The 16,573-nt window shown below is 34.9% G+C and carries 16 protein-coding genes; all 16 read left to right on the top strand.

The window, feature by feature from the left end:
* The first annotated feature begins 37 nt into the window (after positions 1 to 37).
* Positions 38 to 313: a hypothetical protein gene (locus OH814_RS02470; protein ID WP_076558747.1), complete on the top strand. Its 276-nt coding sequence runs from the start codon at positions 38 to 40 to the stop codon at positions 311 to 313.
* Between the two features lie 144 nt (positions 314 to 457).
* Positions 458 to 1,840 carry a dipeptidase gene (locus OH814_RS02465; RefSeq protein WP_308826957.1) on the top strand — a complete coding sequence of 461 codons (1,383 nt, stop codon included), beginning with the start codon at positions 458 to 460 and terminating at the stop codon, positions 1,838 to 1,840.
* Between the two features lie 153 nt (positions 1,841 to 1,993).
* Positions 1,994 to 3,520, top strand: a complete 1,527-nt coding sequence (locus tag OH814_RS02460; RefSeq protein ID WP_308826956.1) for a T9SS-dependent choice-of-anchor J family protein — start codon at positions 1,994 to 1,996, stop codon at positions 3,518 to 3,520.
* A gap of 78 nt (positions 3,521 to 3,598) precedes the next feature.
* Complete coding sequence (locus OH814_RS02455; protein ID WP_308826955.1) at positions 3,599 to 4,306, top strand: SDR family oxidoreductase; 708 nt, start codon at positions 3,599 to 3,601, stop codon at positions 4,304 to 4,306.
* 149 nt (positions 4,307 to 4,455) lie between these two features.
* A complete protein-coding gene (locus tag OH814_RS02450; RefSeq protein WP_076558737.1) occupies positions 4,456 to 5,202 on the top strand; it encodes an electron transfer flavoprotein subunit beta/FixA family protein in 747 nt (248 codons plus the stop codon).
* Positions 5,203 to 5,279: 77 nt separating this feature from the next.
* Complete coding sequence (locus tag OH814_RS02445) at positions 5,280 to 6,227, top strand: electron transfer flavoprotein subunit alpha/FixB family protein (RefSeq protein ID WP_201134000.1); 948 nt, start codon at positions 5,280 to 5,282, stop codon at positions 6,225 to 6,227.
* A gap of 189 nt (positions 6,228 to 6,416) precedes the next feature.
* Entirely contained in the window at positions 6,417 to 7,016 is a 600-nt protein-coding gene (locus OH814_RS02440; protein WP_308826954.1) for a bifunctional nuclease family protein, read from the top strand.
* Between the two features lie 21 nt (positions 7,017 to 7,037).
* Positions 7,038 to 8,372: an MFS transporter gene (locus OH814_RS02435; RefSeq protein ID WP_115618875.1), complete on the top strand. Its 1,335-nt coding sequence runs from the start codon at positions 7,038 to 7,040 to the stop codon at positions 8,370 to 8,372.
* A 213-nt stretch (positions 8,373 to 8,585) separates the two neighbouring features.
* Positions 8,586 to 9,560, top strand: a complete 975-nt coding sequence (locus tag OH814_RS02430) for a zinc metalloprotease (protein WP_279196038.1) — start codon at positions 8,586 to 8,588, stop codon at positions 9,558 to 9,560.
* Between the two features lie 109 nt (positions 9,561 to 9,669).
* Entirely contained in the window at positions 9,670 to 10,224 is a 555-nt protein-coding gene (locus OH814_RS02425; RefSeq protein ID WP_308826953.1) for a sigma-70 family RNA polymerase sigma factor, read from the top strand.
* Positions 10,190 to 10,900 carry a hypothetical protein gene (locus OH814_RS02420; protein WP_308826952.1) on the top strand — a complete coding sequence of 237 codons (711 nt, stop codon included), beginning with the start codon at positions 10,190 to 10,192 and terminating at the stop codon, positions 10,898 to 10,900. Before OH814_RS02425 ends, OH814_RS02420 begins: the two co-directional genes overlap by 35 nt.
* Positions 10,901 to 10,909: 9 nt before the next feature.
* Positions 10,910 to 12,004 (top strand): hypothetical protein, encoded by a 1,095-nt coding sequence (locus OH814_RS02415; RefSeq protein WP_308826951.1) that lies wholly within the window; start codon positions 10,910 to 10,912, stop codon positions 12,002 to 12,004.
* 270 nt (positions 12,005 to 12,274) lie between these two features.
* Complete coding sequence (locus OH814_RS02410; RefSeq protein WP_123884884.1) at positions 12,275 to 12,664, top strand: hypothetical protein; 390 nt, start codon at positions 12,275 to 12,277, stop codon at positions 12,662 to 12,664.
* A gap of 52 nt (positions 12,665 to 12,716) precedes the next feature.
* Positions 12,717 to 13,895: an acetyl-CoA C-acyltransferase gene (locus tag OH814_RS02405; protein ID WP_076558719.1), complete on the top strand. Its 1,179-nt coding sequence runs from the start codon at positions 12,717 to 12,719 to the stop codon at positions 13,893 to 13,895.
* Positions 13,896 to 14,085: 190 nt separating this feature from the next.
* Complete coding sequence (locus tag OH814_RS02400; protein ID WP_115618883.1) at positions 14,086 to 15,564, top strand: MFS transporter; 1,479 nt, start codon at positions 14,086 to 14,088, stop codon at positions 15,562 to 15,564.
* A 73-nt stretch (positions 15,565 to 15,637) separates the two neighbouring features.
* Positions 15,638 to 16,564, top strand: coding sequence for a mevalonate kinase (locus tag OH814_RS02395; RefSeq protein WP_123884885.1), 927 nt, complete (start codon positions 15,638 to 15,640; stop codon positions 16,562 to 16,564).
* The last annotated feature ends 9 nt before the right edge of the window (positions 16,565 to 16,573 follow it).

Raw genomic sequence — 16,573 nt, 5'->3', positions numbered from 1 at the left:
AGGTGGTTTCATTAGATTTAAAAATAAATATCTGCATATGAAAAAATTAGTTATATGTTTAGCTCTTGCAACGGTAGCGGTAAGCTGTAAAAAAATCCAGGCTGGGGGAAATAAGAATATGATCAAAATGGAAGAAGGTACAGAAAGATATTCTGATGATCATCAAGGTGGGTCAGAAGCTCATGGTACTGCTCACGGAGAAGTTACTCCTGCTCATGCAGACTCAGCTCAGGGTGCTCACGAAACTGTAGCTCCAAAAACTACTGATTCTACTGCTGCAAAGAAAGAAGTGCCTGCAAAAGCAGAACATTAGTCTTTCTTAAAATAAATACATGAATCCTGCTTTTTTGCAGGATTTTTTGTTGAAGACATTTTAATTTTAATCAGAAGAAAATAAAGCCTATTTGTTTTGCTGTGGCACCACAATTTTTTTAATTTTATAAAAATTTAATTTACAATGCAAGAAACATTAAATTACATCAACGAAAACAAACAGCGTTTCGTAGATGAATTGTTTGAGTTACTTAGAATTCCTTCTATTTCTGCCGATCCGGCTTACAGCAATGACGTTTTGAAGTGTGCTGACGTGTGCGCAGAATATCTTAAAAATGCAGGAGCAGACAATGTTGAAATATGCCAAACCAAAGGCTATCCTATTGTTTATGGTGAGAAATTAATTGACGCAAATCTTCCTACGGTTTTGGTTTATGGTCATTACGACGTACAGCCTGCCGATCCTTTAGAACTATGGAAAAAACCGCCTTTCGAGCCATACATAGAGAAAACTGAGCTGCATCCTGACGGAGCTATCTTTGCAAGAGGTTCAGCAGATGATAAAGGACAGTTTTTTATGCAGGTGAAAGCTTTTGAAGCCATGATGGAAACCAACTCTATGCCTTGTAATGTGAAATTTATTTTGGAGGGTGAAGAAGAAGTGGGTTCTGTAAGTTTAGGCGACTGGGTAAACGAAAATAAAGAAAAGCTTGAGTGCGATTGCATTCTTATTTCAGATACGCACATTTACAGCAACGAACAGCCTACTGTTACCACAGGTTTAAGAGGTTTGAGCTATGTAGAAGTAGAAGTTGAAGGACCAAACAGAGATTTGCATTCCGGACTTTACGGTGGTGCAGTTCCGAATCCTATTCACGTGCTTTCAAGAATGATTGCCAAACTAATTGATGATGAAGGACAGATCACAATTGATGGTTTTTATGACAATGTAGAGACTGTTTCTGATGAAGAAAGAGCTGAAATGAATAAGCTTAAAGACAATCCTGCAGAATTTAAAAAATCAATTGGCTTAAATGATGTGGAAGGTGAAAAAGGATATACAACTTTAGAAAGAACATCAATCCGTCCAACGTTAGATTGCAACGGAATTTGGGGCGGGTATACAGGTGAAGGAGCAAAAACGGTGATACCGTCTAAAGCTTCTGCTAAAATATCAATGCGTTTGGTTCCTTATCAGACTCCTGAAGAAATTACTGAAAAGTTTACAAAATATTTTGAGAAAATAGCTCCTGCAAATGTGAGAGTAAAAGTGACTCCGCATCATGGAGGTATGCCTTATGTTTTACCTACAGATACTAAAGAATATTTAGCAGCTAAAAATGCTATGCAATCGGCTTTTGGCAAAGAGGTTCTTCCTTACAGAGGTGGCGGAAGTATTCCTATCACCTCAATGTTTGAGCAGGTCTTGGGAGCTAAGTCTGTCTTAATGGGATTTGGTCTAGACTCAGATGCGATTCACTCACCAAACGAGCATTATGGACTGTTTAATTTCTATAAAGGAATTGAGAGTATCCCAATGTTTTTTGAGAATTATTCTAAGTCATAAAAACTGAATTAATTTTATTAAAATAATAGTCCTCGAGAAGTTTTCTTGAGGATTTTTAATTTTTTTTAAATAAATGTAGAGTATGTTGTACTTTTTTATTACATTTACTGTGAATAAAAAACACACATTATGAAAAAAATTTTATCTTCTTTATTGTTAACAGCATCAGCAATAGCATTTGGACAAGTTTTTAGTGCTGGATTTGAAGCTAATAATGGACCATTAACTAATTGGACATTATATAATGTTGATGGACTTACTCCTAATACCAATGTTAATTTTGTAAATGCAGCCTGGGTACCTTCTGAAGAAGAGTTTGGTAATAATATTGCTTTGTCTACATCGTGGTATACACCTCCTGGAATCTCAAATGATTGGATGGTTTCACCTGCAATTGCACTTCCTGCAGGTACTAATACGTTATATTGGAATGCAGTATCATTTGATCCTACATACAAAGAATCTTACAAGGTATATATTTCTACAACTGGAAATACTGTGGCTAGTTTCAATACCCCTATTTTAACTGTTAATGGTGAAGAAGCAACATGGCAGAATAAAAGTGTTGATTTGAGTTCTTATGCTGGGCAAACCATTTATATAGCTTTTCAAAATTTTTCCAATGATAAATTCTTAGGAGCAATTGATAATGTTCATGTTATTAATGGAGTTTCTCCTCAACCGGGACGAGTAATGACAACATCTAACATCACTCCAACAAGTGGTCGTATTAATTGGACGGCAGCAACTGGTGTAACGGGATATGACTATTCAAAAGGTGTCGTTGGTCATACACCGGCAGTGTCTGGAAGTGTAACAGGAGCAACTACAAGTTTTGTGGATATAAGTAGCGGATTATCTGCCAATACAATGTATGAATATTATGTTAGAAGTAAAAATAACACTGTAAATGGAGCATGGATAGGACCATATAAATTGTTTACTGCTCAAACTCTTGGTGCTGGAACACCATATTCTTACGGTTTTGATAATGCTACTGCTGGTTTTTATCAAAATGATGGATGGACAGGGGCTTGGGCTACAGATGCTACCGCAGGAAATCCACAAGCAGGGACACAAATGGTATTCTCAAATAATAGCACAACGGCCGTTACTAATAGATGGTTATTTTCAAAGCCATATAGTTTATCTACAGGTAATGCATATACGATGACTTTTTATTTGAGAAATTTCGGTGGTACAAATCCACAAAGTATCAAATTGACTGTTGGAAACGAGGCGACGACAACAGCACAAAGTACTACATTATGGAGTTCAACAACTGTAGCAAATACTGCATGGACACAATATACCGCGACATTTACTCCTACAACGAGTGGAACATATTATTTTGGATTTAATCATTTCTCACCCATGCAAACAGGTACTGCAGTATCTCTGGGATTAGATGCATTCAATATAAGTGGAGTTTTGGGTACTAGTGATACTGAAGTAAAGAGAAAAGAAATTTCCATATATCCTAACCCTGCTAATGATTTTGTTTCAATAAAATCAGATTCAAAAATCAATAATATAGAATTATTTGATGCAAGCGGAAGAAAAGTTTCTACAAACTTAAGCGACAATAAAGTAGATGTGAGAAATCTTCCTGCCGGAACTTACTTGATCAATATTGAAACTAAAGATGGTGTTTCTACAGAAAAATTCATCAAAAAATAAATTACTGATCAATTTCAGTATATTAAAACGCTCCAATTGGGGCGTTTTTGTTATTTTAGAGTTTTAAAAAATTAAATAATGATAGAAAATAAAGTAGCATATATTACGGGCGGAACAAAAGGTGTAGGATACGGAATCGCAAAAATATTACTTGAAAATGGAGTTTCGGTTGCTTTTACGGGAAGAAGAAAAGAAGATGTTGAAAAAGTGGAGAATGAATTAAAGCAATACTCAGCAAATGTTTTAGGGCTAATTTCAGATGTGAAAAACCTTGAAGATGAATCAAATGCAGTTAAAAGTATCATAGAAAAATTCGGAAGATTAGATTTTGTAATTGCCAATGCGGGTTTGGGGATTTTCAAACCTGTTGACGAGTTAAGTTCTGAAGAGTGGAATGATATGATTGAAACCAATTTAACGGGAGTTTTCTATACTTTAAAAGCTTCAGTTGAAGAATTAAAGAAAACTGAAGGGTATTACATCACGATTTCAAGCTTAGCAGGTGCTAATTTCTTTGAAAATGGAGCCGGTTACAATGCTTCGAAATTTGGCGTGGTAGGCTTTACTCAAGCTGCAATGATTGATTTAAGAAAGTATAATATTAAATCTACCGTTATCATGCCTGGTTCGGTCGCAACCAATTTTAATGGAAATACTCCGTCAGAAAAAGATGCCTGGAAAATTCAGCCGGAAGATATGGGAAGTTTGGTGCTCGATATTTTGAAGATGAACCCAAGAGTTTTACCAAGCAAGATTGAGTTTAGAGCAACAAAACCAAAGTCTTAGAAACTTATAATGCGCTGAATAATAATTAAATAAGTATTATGCATGCATAATATATTTTTTATTTATATTTACAAAACGTAACAAACAAAATAAAATACTTCAGAAGTTTTTCAATTTAGAAGTAAAAAAGAAAAAAATTAAAACAACATATGAAAATATTAGTTTGCATCAGTAGTGTTCCGGATACTACTTCAAAAATCAACTTTACAGCAGATAAATCTGCATTCGACAAAAACGGAATTCAGTGGGTAATCAATCCGTTAGACGAGTTCGCATTAACAAAAGCGATCAAATTACAGGAGTCTCAAGGAGCTACAGTTACAGTTTTAAACGTTGGAGATGCTACAACTGAGCCGGTAATCAGAAAAGCTTTGGCAATTGGTGCAAATGACGGAGTAAGAGTAAATCTTGACCCGAAAGACAGTTATTCTACGGCGAAAGAAATTGCTTCTGTAGCGCAGAATGGAGGATATGATTTGGTTCTTTGTGGTAAAGAATCTATTGATTACAACGGTGGTTCTGTTCCCGGAATGGTTGCTCAATTGTTGAATCAGCCTTTTGTAAATGCTTCTGTTGGTTTAGATGTTAATGGCAGTGAAGCGACTGCTGTGAGAGAAATTGAAGGAGGTAAAGAAACTATTTCTGTTAAATTACCTGCTGTAATCGCTGGTCAAAAAGGATTAGTTGACGAAAAAGATTTAATTATTCCAAACATGAGAGGGATTATGTCTGCAAGAACAAAACCTTTGCAGGTGGTAGAGCCTACTTCATCTGAGGTGAAAGTTCAGGGAGTATCTTATGACTCTGTTCCGCCAAGAGCAGCTGTGAAAATTGTTTCTCCTGATAATTTGGATGAGTTGGTAAGACTTCTTCATGAGGAAGCTAAAGTAATTTAATATTGAGGCTAAGGCTAAGTTTGAGATTTATATAATTTTAGCCTGAACCTAAACCTTTAACCTTAAATAAAAAAATAATGGCAGTATTCGTATACGCAGAAAATATAAACGGAGTTTACAAGAAAGCAGCTTTTGAGGCAGTTTCTTATGCTAAAGCAGTGGCTGATCAGGCGGGTGATACCGTTACGGCAATTTCTGTAAACCCAACAGATTCTTCAGATTTATTGTATAAATATGGAGCAACAAACGTAATCAATATCAAAGACGAAGGTCTTAAAAATTTCTCAGCAAAAGCTTATGCACAAGCGGTAAGTGAAGTTGCAGACGGAAATATTCTTGTTTTTCCTCACACAACAGATGCTTCTTCTGTAGCACCAATGTTGGCGGTAATGAAGAATTATTCTTTAATTACCAATGTTTTGGAAGCTCCGGAAAGTCAGTCTCCATTTCAGGTAAAAAGAAAAGCGTTTTCTGGGAAAGGTTTCATGCATGCAAAAGCTGAAGGAACAGGAGTAATTATTACCGTTTCTCAAAATGCTTTTGGTGTTAAAGAAAATACAGTTTCTGGTTCGGAAGAAGTTAAAAATCTTTCTGTTGCCAATGAAGATACCAAAGTAATCTCTCACGAACAGAGTTCAGGTAAATTAGACTTAAAAGAAGCTGAAGTAGTAGTTTCTGCAGGTAGAGGAATGAAAGGTCCTGAAAACTGGGGAATGGTAGAAGATTTAGCAAATGTTTTAGGTGCTGCAACTGCATGTTCAAAACCGGTTTCAGATATCGGATGGAGACCTCACACAGAGCACGTAGGGCAGACTGGTAAAGCAATTGCACCTAATCTTTACATTGCAATTGGTATTTCTGGAGCAATTCAGCATTTGGCTGGAGTGAACTCGTCTAAAACAATCGTTGTGATCAACAGTGATGCTGAAGCTCCGTTCTTCAAATCAGCTGATTACGGTGTTGTAGGAGATGCTTTCCAGATTATCCCTGCACTAACTGAGAAAATTAAAGCATTGAAAGGATAAAAAATGAATTGGCAATAGTCAATTCGTTTCACTTGTCAATTTTTTAAATATAGTTTAAAAGATTCATTTGCGAAGCAAAATTGACAACGCAGTTAATTCACAATTCACACATAAAAGCTCGGCTTCCGGGCTTTTATTTTTGTCTAAAAAGTAAAACCTACAATAAAAAATTAATTTATATTTGTAGTCATGGATTATAAACAGCTAATCATACGCGGAATATCGTACAGCCAGACCCAATCGGGGGCGTACGCATTGTTATTGGAACATGAAGAAACAAACATTAAACTGCCCGTTGTTATCGGGAATTTTGAAGCACAATCCATTTCTTTAGGCTTAGAAAAAGACATTCATCCGCCGCGTCCGCTTACGCACGATTTATTTACAAAATTTATCATTTCTACGAATTATAAATTGGTTTCTGTGATCATTTATCAGATTGTAGACGGCGTTTTCTTTTCAAATATCAATTTTAAAAATTCTGAAACCGAGGAAGAGCTGATTCTTGATGCAAGAACTTCAGATGCTGTTGCAATGGCGGTAAGATTTGATGCGCCGATATATACGACACAGCAGGTTTTAAATGAAGCCGGAATTTTATTGGAGCTGGAAGAAGTTGCCAAAGAAGAAGAAACCTTTTCTGAAACAGTAAATCCTGAAGATAGTTTAACGTCTGTCTCAATGGAAGAATTACAAAAATTGCTCGATGAAGCTGTAAAAGAAGAAGATTTTGATACCGCTCTTGAAATTCAGGAAGAGATCAAAAGGCGGAAAAAGAAAATAGATTAAAGAGATATTTACAATTAAAAGATGAATTTAAAATTACGATTGACCATCCTTAGCTTTCTCCAATTTGGGGTTTGGGGAGCTTATCTTACTTCCATGGGAAATTATTTGGGCTCGGTAGGATTGGGTTCCAAAATCGGACTGTTCTATGCTATGCAGGGGATTGTATCGATTTTTATGCCTGCTATTATGGGAATCATTGCAGACCGATGGATTCAGGCTCAAAAGCTTCTGGGGATTTCGCATTTTCTTGCAGCAGTTTTTTTGATCTGGGCAGGTTATTACGGAATGTCAGCAGGGGAAAATGTAGAATTTTCAAAACTTTTCCTTCTTTATGGTTTAAGCGTTACCTTTTATATGCCAACGATTGCGCTTTCTAATTCGGTTGCATATACCGTTTTGGTTAATAATAATTATGACACGATAAAATCTTTCCCGCCCATTCGTACGTTGGGAACCGTAGGTTTTATCTGCGCAATGTTGTTTGTAAATTTTGCAGGAATTCAGGATGGAAATTTAAAATTTAACTTCTCAAATGAATCTGATTTTCCAAGCTTTCAAAATAGCTACAGTCAGTTTTTTGTTTCGGGTATTTTAGGTATTATTTTGTTCATTTATTCATTTACTCTTCCTAATTGTGAAGTTAATAAAAGTACAGAAAAAAGAACTTTATCTGATGCTTTAGGCTTAAAAGCTTTTGCTTTGTTTAAAGAAAAAAAGATGGCGATATTCTTTATTTTCTCAATGTTTTTGGGTGTTTCATTACAAATTACAAATGGCTACGCAAATCCGTTTATTACGAGTTTTAAAGAAATTCCAGAATATGCAAATACCTGGGGTTCAAATAATGCAAATGCGTTGATTTCACTCTCACAAGTATCAGAAACACTTTGTATCCTATTGATTCCGTTCTTTCTAAAGCGATACGGAATTAAAAAAGTAATGTTGATGGCGATGTTTGCTTGGTTCCTGAGATTCGGATTATTTGGTCTTGGAAATCCGGGTGGAGGAGTTTGGATGTTTGTTTTATCGATGATTGTTTATGGTATTGCATTCGATTTTTTCAATGTCTCGGGATCATTATTTGTTGATAAAGAAACAGACAAAAGCATTCGTTCTAGCGCACAAGGAGTTTTTATGATGATGACCAATGGTTTCGGAGCTACAATAGGAATGTTGGGTGCTCAGGAAGTGGTAAATCATTATGTTTTCTCTCAGACTGATCCTTCCTTGCGACTAGCGGGATGGCAAACGTCATGGTATATTTTTGCCGGTTATGCGTTAGTTGTAACTATTGCTTTTGCTATTGTTTTTAAACATAAACATGATCCTACTCAATTAAAAGAAGTGAAGCACTAAAAATGGTGTTTTTTTACAATAAAAATTTAAATGTATCTTCAAAAGAGGTACATTTTTTATTTTATTATAAAGGTTAAAACCCTGAAATCAGCAAATTTTAATATTTTTTTATTAAAATACAGTGTGGTATTAAAAAAATGTTATATTTGTAATGTTTCTGTTATTTATTTGATAATAACAAAAACGATTTAACATAATTAACACCAAATTACAATGAAAAAAGCAATTTTTATGCTAGGAATAGTTTCTGCTATTCTGGCAGGCTGTGAGTCTGAAGAGAAAATCGAAAATCAATCAGAAGAGAATGCCACAACTGATGTTACTGCTCGAAGAAGCTGTGCAGCTGATGATGTTTTGAAAGATCAAATCGCTGAAAATCCTTCATTAGCAAAGAAGATTTCAGATATTGAAATGTTTACCCAAAAAAAACTCAACGAAAATTTTGAATCCAGATTAGTAAACGGAGTTATTGAAATTCCTGTTGTAGTAAATGTTTTGTACAGAAATTCTGCAGAAAATATTTCACAGTCACAAATTCAATCACAGATTGATGTATTGAATAAAGATTTCAACGCTACAAACAGTGATTATAATAATGTTCCAACAGCTTTTTCTAATGTAAAAGCAAATGTGGGAATAAGATTCGTTTTGGATCAGGTCGTAAGAAAATCAACGAAAAAAACTTCTTGGGGAACTAGAGATACAATGAAAAAATCTGCACAGGGAGGTTTATCACCGATATCACCTACAACTAAACTAAATTTATGGGTGTGTACGATTGGAGGAGGAACTTTAGGCTATGCCCAGTTTCCGGGAGGATCAAGTGCTACGGATGGCGTAGTTATAGATTCTAGATATGTAGGAACCACCGGAACAGCTGTATATCCCTTTAATCAGGGAAGAACTGCCACACATGAAGTGGGGCATTGGATGAATCTTCGTCATATTTGGGGAGATGCAACTTGCGGAACTGATTATTGTAATGATACACCATCACACAACACTGCTAATTATGGTGCGCCGACGTATCCACATTACAGCAGCTGTACAGGAAATCCTGTAGAAATGACCATGAATTATATGGATTATGTTGATGATAGAGCAATGTTTATGTTCTCTACAGACCAAAAAAGCAGAATGCTTGCGATTTTCCAGGCAGGTGGTCCACGATATTCTTTTGCACAATAATTTTATTTCATACTATCATTAAAATTGCACCTTTGAAAAAAGGTGCAATTTTTTTTACTTTTAGGCAACCATTTTCAAATTGCACCGTCTTATAGATAGAAACTAGTACATGAAGCATTTAGAAGAAAATTTTAAACTTGCCAAGAAACAGGATCGGAGAGCTCAAAAAGCGCTTTACGATTTGTTTTCAGCTAAAATGCTGGCGGTTTCAAATTCTTACACGAATAATATTCATGATGCGGAAGATATCTTATTAACCTCTTTTCTTAAGTGTTTCAATAAGATCAACGATTGCAACGACTGGAAAAGTTTTCCATTTTGGCTGAGGAAAATTGTCGTCAACGATTCGATAAGCTTTGTAAGGAAAAATAAGAATATTCTTTATTCAGATATCGAAATTGCCGATGATTATCCGGAAGAGGAATTGGATGAAAGTGTAAACAAAATTAACATTGAAGAAATTTTTTCTCAAATGCCGACGGGCTACCGATTGATTTTTAATCTGTATGTTTTTGAAGATAAAAAACATCAGGAAATCGCAGCAATTCTGAATATATCGGAAGGCACAAGCAAAAGTCAGCTCAGCAAAGCCAAAAAATGGATTGCAGATTATTTAAAAGCAAAAGAAAATGGACAAAAAAATACTGAAACAATTAAAAACTGATTACGAAGACCTCGAAATAAAGCCTTCTGAGAATCTTTGGGATCAAATCGAACTTGGGTTAGATAATGATTCTGAAACGGTGCAAAAACCGCTTTTTCAATGGTGGAAATATGCTGCCGTAATTGTTCTTTTGGTCTCTTTTGGAACTTTGTTTTATTTTAATTCTGATCAATTTTCAAAATCTAAAAAAGCAATTGCTGTTAAAAAAACTATTGAGAATAATAGTAAACCAACAGAGGATATTGAATCTGTTGCTGATAATAAAAATGAAGAACCAAGCACTACTTCTGAAATAATTAAATCAGAAAAGACGCAGAAAAAACAATCCGAAATATTGGTTGAAACCCAAAATGAAGTACTAAAAGAAACTCCGAAAATTGTAAATACAGAGTTTCAGATTGGTGTAAAACCTGAGATCGAGATTGATAACAAACCTGAACAGCTAATTCCTGAATCGCCTCAGTTAGCGACAACAAAACCAGTTGTGAAAGAAATGAAGGTAAAATATATTACCGCAAACGATCTTATTTTTCAGCGAAAATACAGTGTCGAACAGAAAAAAAATGCACCTGAAAATACAAAAAGGCTAGGGATTATTAAAATTAACAGAATAAGCGTAAGTCCGGAGTTTATTACAATTTTTAATAGCAGCAACAACACAGACGAAAAACAATAACTCATCAATATGAAACAAAGAATACTTTTAACGGGAGCTTTTATGTTTCTGTTCTCAATCGGCTATTCCCAAAGTAAAACAACTTTGAGAAAACAGATGGAAAATTATACAAACAAAATCGACAGCGTGGTTATTGAAGAACGAAACAAAATGAATGTTGAATTTGATCTGCTTGAAAAGAAAATGAAAAGCGGTGAGATCTCTGAGAACGAGATGAATGAACAGAAAAATACAGCAGCCATTCGATACGAAGCGATTATAAATGACGAAATCGATCGACAGAAAGATGAATACGAAGAAATAACTGGGAAAACGGTAAGAAGAGCACTTTTTGAAAGCAATCTTACTAAAAATAATAATTTATTCAGAACAGCAAGAGGTGCTTTGCTGGATCTTACTTTTGAACAACCTGAATATGATGAGCCCGAAGATCCCAAGAATTATCTAAAGAGTTTTGGATACGTCGCTGGTATCTCTATGATCAATTTTACAAATAAGAAGTTTTTCGATTTTTCTAAAGGAAATGAACTGAAAAATTCTATGTCCGGAAACTTCTCTTTGCGTTATGAAAATCAGCTAGGTAAAACGACAAGCCCCGTTTTTTACCGTCTAGGATTAGGATGGAGACTTGAAACTATCGTTCCTTCCGGGGATAGAATCTTTGCACAGGATGATAAAAATCTTTACATCACAGATTTTAGAGGAAACAACTTTAAAAGTGCATGGTTGAGAACAGATTATATTTACGTCCCTATAGAAGCGATATTTGTTTTAAATCCAAAATATAAAGATTACGAAGGAGTACGTTATATTGATAATACCAAAAAACAATTGCGCATAGGAGTAGGACTTTATGGCGGAACTAAAATAAATGATAAAATGCATCTTCAGTATAAAAATGATTTTGGAAACCGTGTTTATAACCGGGAATCAGTATCAAAAGGATTAAATCCTTTTATATTTGGTGGTAAAATTTCGATAGAATATTTCGGATTTAATATTTATGTGATGAAAGATTTTACCCCTATTTTTAATAATGACGCATTGATTCGTAACAAAAAAGGAATACAAATCGGTATAGATCTTTGGGCATTGACATTTTAATTTTCAGAAATATTTTGCAATACTTTTAATGATAATGGTTTGCTATACAGTTAATATGGAGTACAGACTGCTTTATAATTACTAAATATTAATTTTTAAATATTCATAAAAATTAAATTAACATTAAATAATTGATAAATTTTACGCAATACATCTGTCTAAATAATATTATCAATCTCAAATAAATGATTTTAAAACATACTTATAAAAAGTATGTTTTTTTTTGTATTTTGGCATTGTAAGATTCAATTAAAATTGTAAAATAAAGCAATGAAAAATTTACAGCTTTTAGGGTTGATTTTGGTGATCGTAGGAAGTTTTCTTCCGCTTGTTCACGTCCCTATTATCGGAAATTGGAACTATTGGCAGCTCGATCATTATCTGGCTATATTTTGCTGGATATTCTGTGCATGTGCGCTTTTTGGGATTGTCAACAACCGTTCGGTTTTAGTCAATACTTTTGCCGTATTTCTGTTGATCCTTTTTGTGTTCACTTTATTTGCTGTAAAATATCAGGCGGCGAGCTACTTCAGTTTTTTACCTTTCAAATCCTGGACAGAAGCTTTTGCAGGAACAATAAAACTGAGATGGGGCTGGTTTGCAGAGTTTTTGGGGGCTCTCATTATGCTTTTCGTGAAAAATAAGCAGAAAACTCAGTAAATTTTGAAATTGAATTAAACGAAAAAATTAATAAAATAAAATTAAAGAAGATATGAAAGAAGTATTCATCGTTTCCGCAGTAAGAACTCCAATAGGAAGTTTTATGGGCAGTTTGTCTACAGTTCCGGCTACAAAATTAGGTACTGCAGCGGTAAAAGGAGCATTAGATAAAATAAATCTTGATCCTAAAAACGTTCAGGAAATCTACATGGGGAATGTGCTTCAGGCAGGTGAAGGCCAGGCTCCGGCAAGACAGGTGGCTTTAGGTGCAGGGTTATCAAACGAAACTCCTTCTACAACGATCAATAAAGTTTGTGCTTCAGGAATGAAGGCCGTTTCAATGGCTGCACAGGCGATTAAAGCAGGTGATGCAGACGTAATTATCGCAGGAGGTATGGAAAATATGTCAATGGTTCCTCATTACTATAATGCAAGAAATGCTACAAAATTAGGTGATGTAAAAATGCAGGACGGAATGGTTCTAGACGGTCTTACAGACGTTTACAACAAAGTTCACATGGGAGTTTGTGCCGAAAAATGTGCAACAGATTATAGTTTTACAAGAGAAGATCAGGATAATTTTGCAATTCAATCTTACAAAAGATCTGCAAAAGCTTGGAGCGAAGGGAAATTTGCTGAAGAAGTTGTTCCGGTATCAATTCCACAAAGAAAAGGTGATCCTGTGATTTTCGCTGAAGATGAAGAATATAAAGCAGTAAATTTTGACAGGCTTCCTACACTTCCTACAGTTTTCAAAAAAGAAGAAGGAACGGTTACTGCAGCTAATGCGTCTACTTTAAATGATGGTGCTTCTGCTTTGATTCTTGTTTCTAAGGAGAAAATGGAAGAATTAGGATTAAAACCTTTGGCAAAAATCGTTTCTTATGCAGATGCTGCTCAGGAACCTGAAAACTTTACAACAGCTCCGGCAAAAGCTTTACCGATTGCTCTTAAAAAGGCAGGTCTTGAGATTTCAGATATCGATTTCTTCGAATTCAATGAGGCTTTCTCTGTAGTTGGCTTGGCAAATAATAAAATCTTAGGACTAGATGCTGCTAAAGTAAATGTAAACGGTGGCGCAGTAGCTTTAGGACATCCGCTTGGAAGTTCTGGTTCAAGAATCATTGTAACGTTAATTAATGTATTAAAACAAAATAACGCTAAATACGGTGCTGCGGCTATCTGTAATGGTGGTGGTGGTGCTTCCGCAATCGTTATTGAAAATATGTAAATTTAGTTTATTGTTATATTGAAAACCAAAAGCATTCGTGTTTTTGGTTTTTTTTGTCCGAATTTTAATTTTTTTTACGATCACAAAACTTTTCCCATTTTAACAAATCAATAAAATTTAGACTAAAAAAAATAAAAACCGCCGAATGTTCAGCGGTTTTTCTATTTTTGTGCAACTAATTCGTTTGAAAATGTCTGAAACAGAAATTCAACCAACTCAAAATATAAAGAATAATCCAAAGATGATGAAAGCTTGGGCGGTCTACGACTGGGCAAACTCTGTTTATTCTTTGGTAATTACATCTGCGATCTTCCCAATTTACTATACCATTCTTACCACTGCGTACAACAAGAAAGAGTACGTAGCAGAAGCGAAGGAAATTCAGGAAATTCCGGTGAGAAATATGATCAAGGTTTTCGGAGAAACTTATGAGCCGGAAGCGGTTTTAAGTTTTTCTTACGCCATTTCATTCTTTTTAGTGGTATTATTATCTCCATTTTTATCTTCTTTAGCAGATACGATTGGAAACAAAAAGTCTTTTCTACAGTTTTTCTGTTATTTAGGAGCAACTTCTTGTATGGGATTGGCCATGTTTACAGGAATGGAAAATGTGTTTTTGGGGCTTCTTTTCAGTATTACGGCGAGTGTCGGTTTTTGGGGAAGTTTGGTGTTTTATAATTCGTTTTTGCCGGATATCGCCACTCCAGATAAACAAGATGCATTGTCTGCAAAAGGATATATTTACGGGTATATTGGTTCTGTAGTTTTATTGATTATCTGTTTAGTTTTGATTCAGGTGGTTGCAAAAGGACCGGATCAGGCTAAAATTTATATAAGAATCAGCTTTTTATTGACGGGTGCCTGGTGGTTTGGTTTCTCACAGTATACATTCAAACATTTACCGCAGTTTGGAGATGTGAAGGAGAAACTTCCTAAAGATTTGGTGCTTTTAAATTATAAAAACATCTTTAAAAAACATGAAGAGCAAGGTGGCTTTTTTGAAGTTTTAAAAGATAATATCAGTTTCTATAAAGATATTGCGAAAGAGAGTTTCAGAGAATTATTCAGAGTCGGGAACAAGCTTTTTTCAGATAAAGCTTTGAAGTTTTTCTTATCGAGTTTCTTCTTTTACAGTGTCGGAATGCAGACCATTTTTTTGATGGCAGTTCCTTTTGGAAGTACAGTAATTTTCCCTAAAGAAGCCGACAAATATAAATTGATCATTACAATTCTGGTTATTCAGATTATTGCGATTTTTGGTGCGTTCTTATTTTCAAGATTATCTAAAAAAATTGGGAACAAAAACGTAATTACTATTGCTGTGATTATCTGGATTGCCTGCTGTTTATCTGCTTATTCTTTAAATAAGGAAAATCCGAATGTGCAGCTTCAGTTTTATGGATTGGCGGGTCTAATTGGTTTGGTAATGGGTGGTCTTCAGGCAATGTCGAGATCGACGTACTCAAAATTGTTACCTGAAAATTCTATGGAAAACACAACGTATTTTAGTTTCTATGATGTACTCGAAAAAATTGCAATCATTTGCGGAATGCTTATTTTCAGTGTGTTTATCCAAAGGTTTCATAATATGCAATATGCCTTTATCTCAATGTCGGTATTTTTTGCAGCAGGAGCAATTTTGATCAGATTCTTAAAAACCAAGATATAAGTCATACAATGGCTTAAAATTTGTTAATATTCAGCAGAATAATAGTAACTTTGCATAAAGATATTTACACAAGATGACGAACCCTTTATTTTACGCTAAAATTATCCTTTTCGGAGAATACGGAATGATAGAAGATTCGCAAGGTCTTGTAGTTCCTTACAGCTTTTATAAAGGCGCTCTCAAGTTTTCAGACTCAGAATCAGAATTTGAGAAAAAATCAAACGAGCATTTACAAAAATACGCTGATTTTCTTGAAAATTTAAGTCTTCCCGAGCAATTCAAAATAGATGTAAACCGTCTAAAAGAAGACATTTCAAACGGACTTTTCTTTGATTCTAATATTCCTCAGGGATATGGAGTGGGAAGTTCAGGAGCTTTGGTTGCCGCAATTTTCGAAAAATACAGCTTCACAAAACATGATCCTGACAGTATTTCAAAAGATAATCTTAAAAATATAAAAGCCGTTTTTGGCGAAATGGAAAGCTACTTTCATGGTAAAAGTTCCGGAATGGATCCTTTAATCTGCTACATGAATCTTCCTATTCTTATCGAAAATAAAGAAAATTTAGATAAAGTAGCCATTCCAAAAGGTGAAGAAGGTAAAGGCGCTATCTTTTTGATTGATTCAGGAATTACAGGCGAAACAGGACCGATGATTCAGATTTTCTTTGAAAAAATGAAGACCGAAGGTTTCCGTAAAACGCTGAAAGAAGAGTTTATTCGTTACAACAACGCTTGTATCGATTCTTTCCTCAAAAAAGATATGAATCCGTTTTTTAGAAACCTTAAAAAGCTTTCTCATTGGGCTTACGAACATTTTCGTCCCATGATTCCTGAAAGTATTTTCAACATCTGGAAAAAAGGTTTAGATTCTAATGCTTACTACCTGAAACTTTGCGGAAGTGGTGGTGGTGGCTACATTTTAGGTTTCACCAAAGACTACGAAAAAGCAGAAAAAATGCTTGATGGCTTCCAGAAAGAAGTGATTTACAGATTTTAAAATCCGCGG

Origin of the sequence: Chryseobacterium sp. CFS15, from assembly GCF_031118795.1 — a bacterium.
GTDB classification, from domain to species: domain Bacteria; phylum Bacteroidota; class Bacteroidia; order Flavobacteriales; family Weeksellaceae; genus Chryseobacterium; species Chryseobacterium indoltheticum.
Note: the sequence above shows the minus strand (reverse complement) of the source record. Positions and strands in the feature narration are given on the sequence as shown.

Excerpts from the sequence above, each read along its gene's own strand:
- OH814_RS02425 (WP_308826953.1), top strand. The coding sequence starts at position 9,670 with ATGAAGCATTTAGAAGAAAATTTTAAACTTGCCAAGAAACAGGATCGG.
- OH814_RS02415 (WP_308826951.1), top strand. The coding sequence starts at position 10,910 with ATGAAACAAAGAATACTTTTAACGGGAGCTTTTATGTTTCTGTTCTCA.
- OH814_RS02465 (WP_308826957.1), top strand. The coding sequence starts at position 458 with ATGCAAGAAACATTAAATTACATCAACGAAAACAAACAGCGTTTCGTA.
- OH814_RS02470 (WP_076558747.1), top strand. The coding sequence starts at position 38 with ATGAAAAAATTAGTTATATGTTTAGCTCTTGCAACGGTAGCGGTAAGC.
- OH814_RS02395 (WP_123884885.1), top strand. The coding sequence starts at position 15,638 with ATGACGAACCCTTTATTTTACGCTAAAATTATCCTTTTCGGAGAATAC.
- OH814_RS02435 (WP_115618875.1), top strand. The coding sequence starts at position 7,038 with ATGAATTTAAAATTACGATTGACCATCCTTAGCTTTCTCCAATTTGGG.
- OH814_RS02410 (WP_123884884.1), top strand. The coding sequence starts at position 12,275 with ATGAAAAATTTACAGCTTTTAGGGTTGATTTTGGTGATCGTAGGAAGT.
- OH814_RS02440 (WP_308826954.1), top strand. The coding sequence starts at position 6,417 with ATGGATTATAAACAGCTAATCATACGCGGAATATCGTACAGCCAGACC.
- OH814_RS02455 (WP_308826955.1), top strand. The coding sequence starts at position 3,599 with ATGATAGAAAATAAAGTAGCATATATTACGGGCGGAACAAAAGGTGTA.
- OH814_RS02430 (WP_279196038.1), top strand. The coding sequence starts at position 8,586 with ATGAAAAAAGCAATTTTTATGCTAGGAATAGTTTCTGCTATTCTGGCA.
- OH814_RS02405 (WP_076558719.1), top strand. The coding sequence starts at position 12,717 with ATGAAAGAAGTATTCATCGTTTCCGCAGTAAGAACTCCAATAGGAAGT.
- OH814_RS02400 (WP_115618883.1), top strand. The coding sequence starts at position 14,086 with ATGTCTGAAACAGAAATTCAACCAACTCAAAATATAAAGAATAATCCA.
- OH814_RS02450 (WP_076558737.1), top strand. The coding sequence starts at position 4,456 with ATGAAAATATTAGTTTGCATCAGTAGTGTTCCGGATACTACTTCAAAA.
- OH814_RS02445 (WP_201134000.1), top strand. The coding sequence starts at position 5,280 with ATGGCAGTATTCGTATACGCAGAAAATATAAACGGAGTTTACAAGAAA.
- OH814_RS02420 (WP_308826952.1), top strand. The coding sequence starts at position 10,190 with ATGGACAAAAAAATACTGAAACAATTAAAAACTGATTACGAAGACCTC.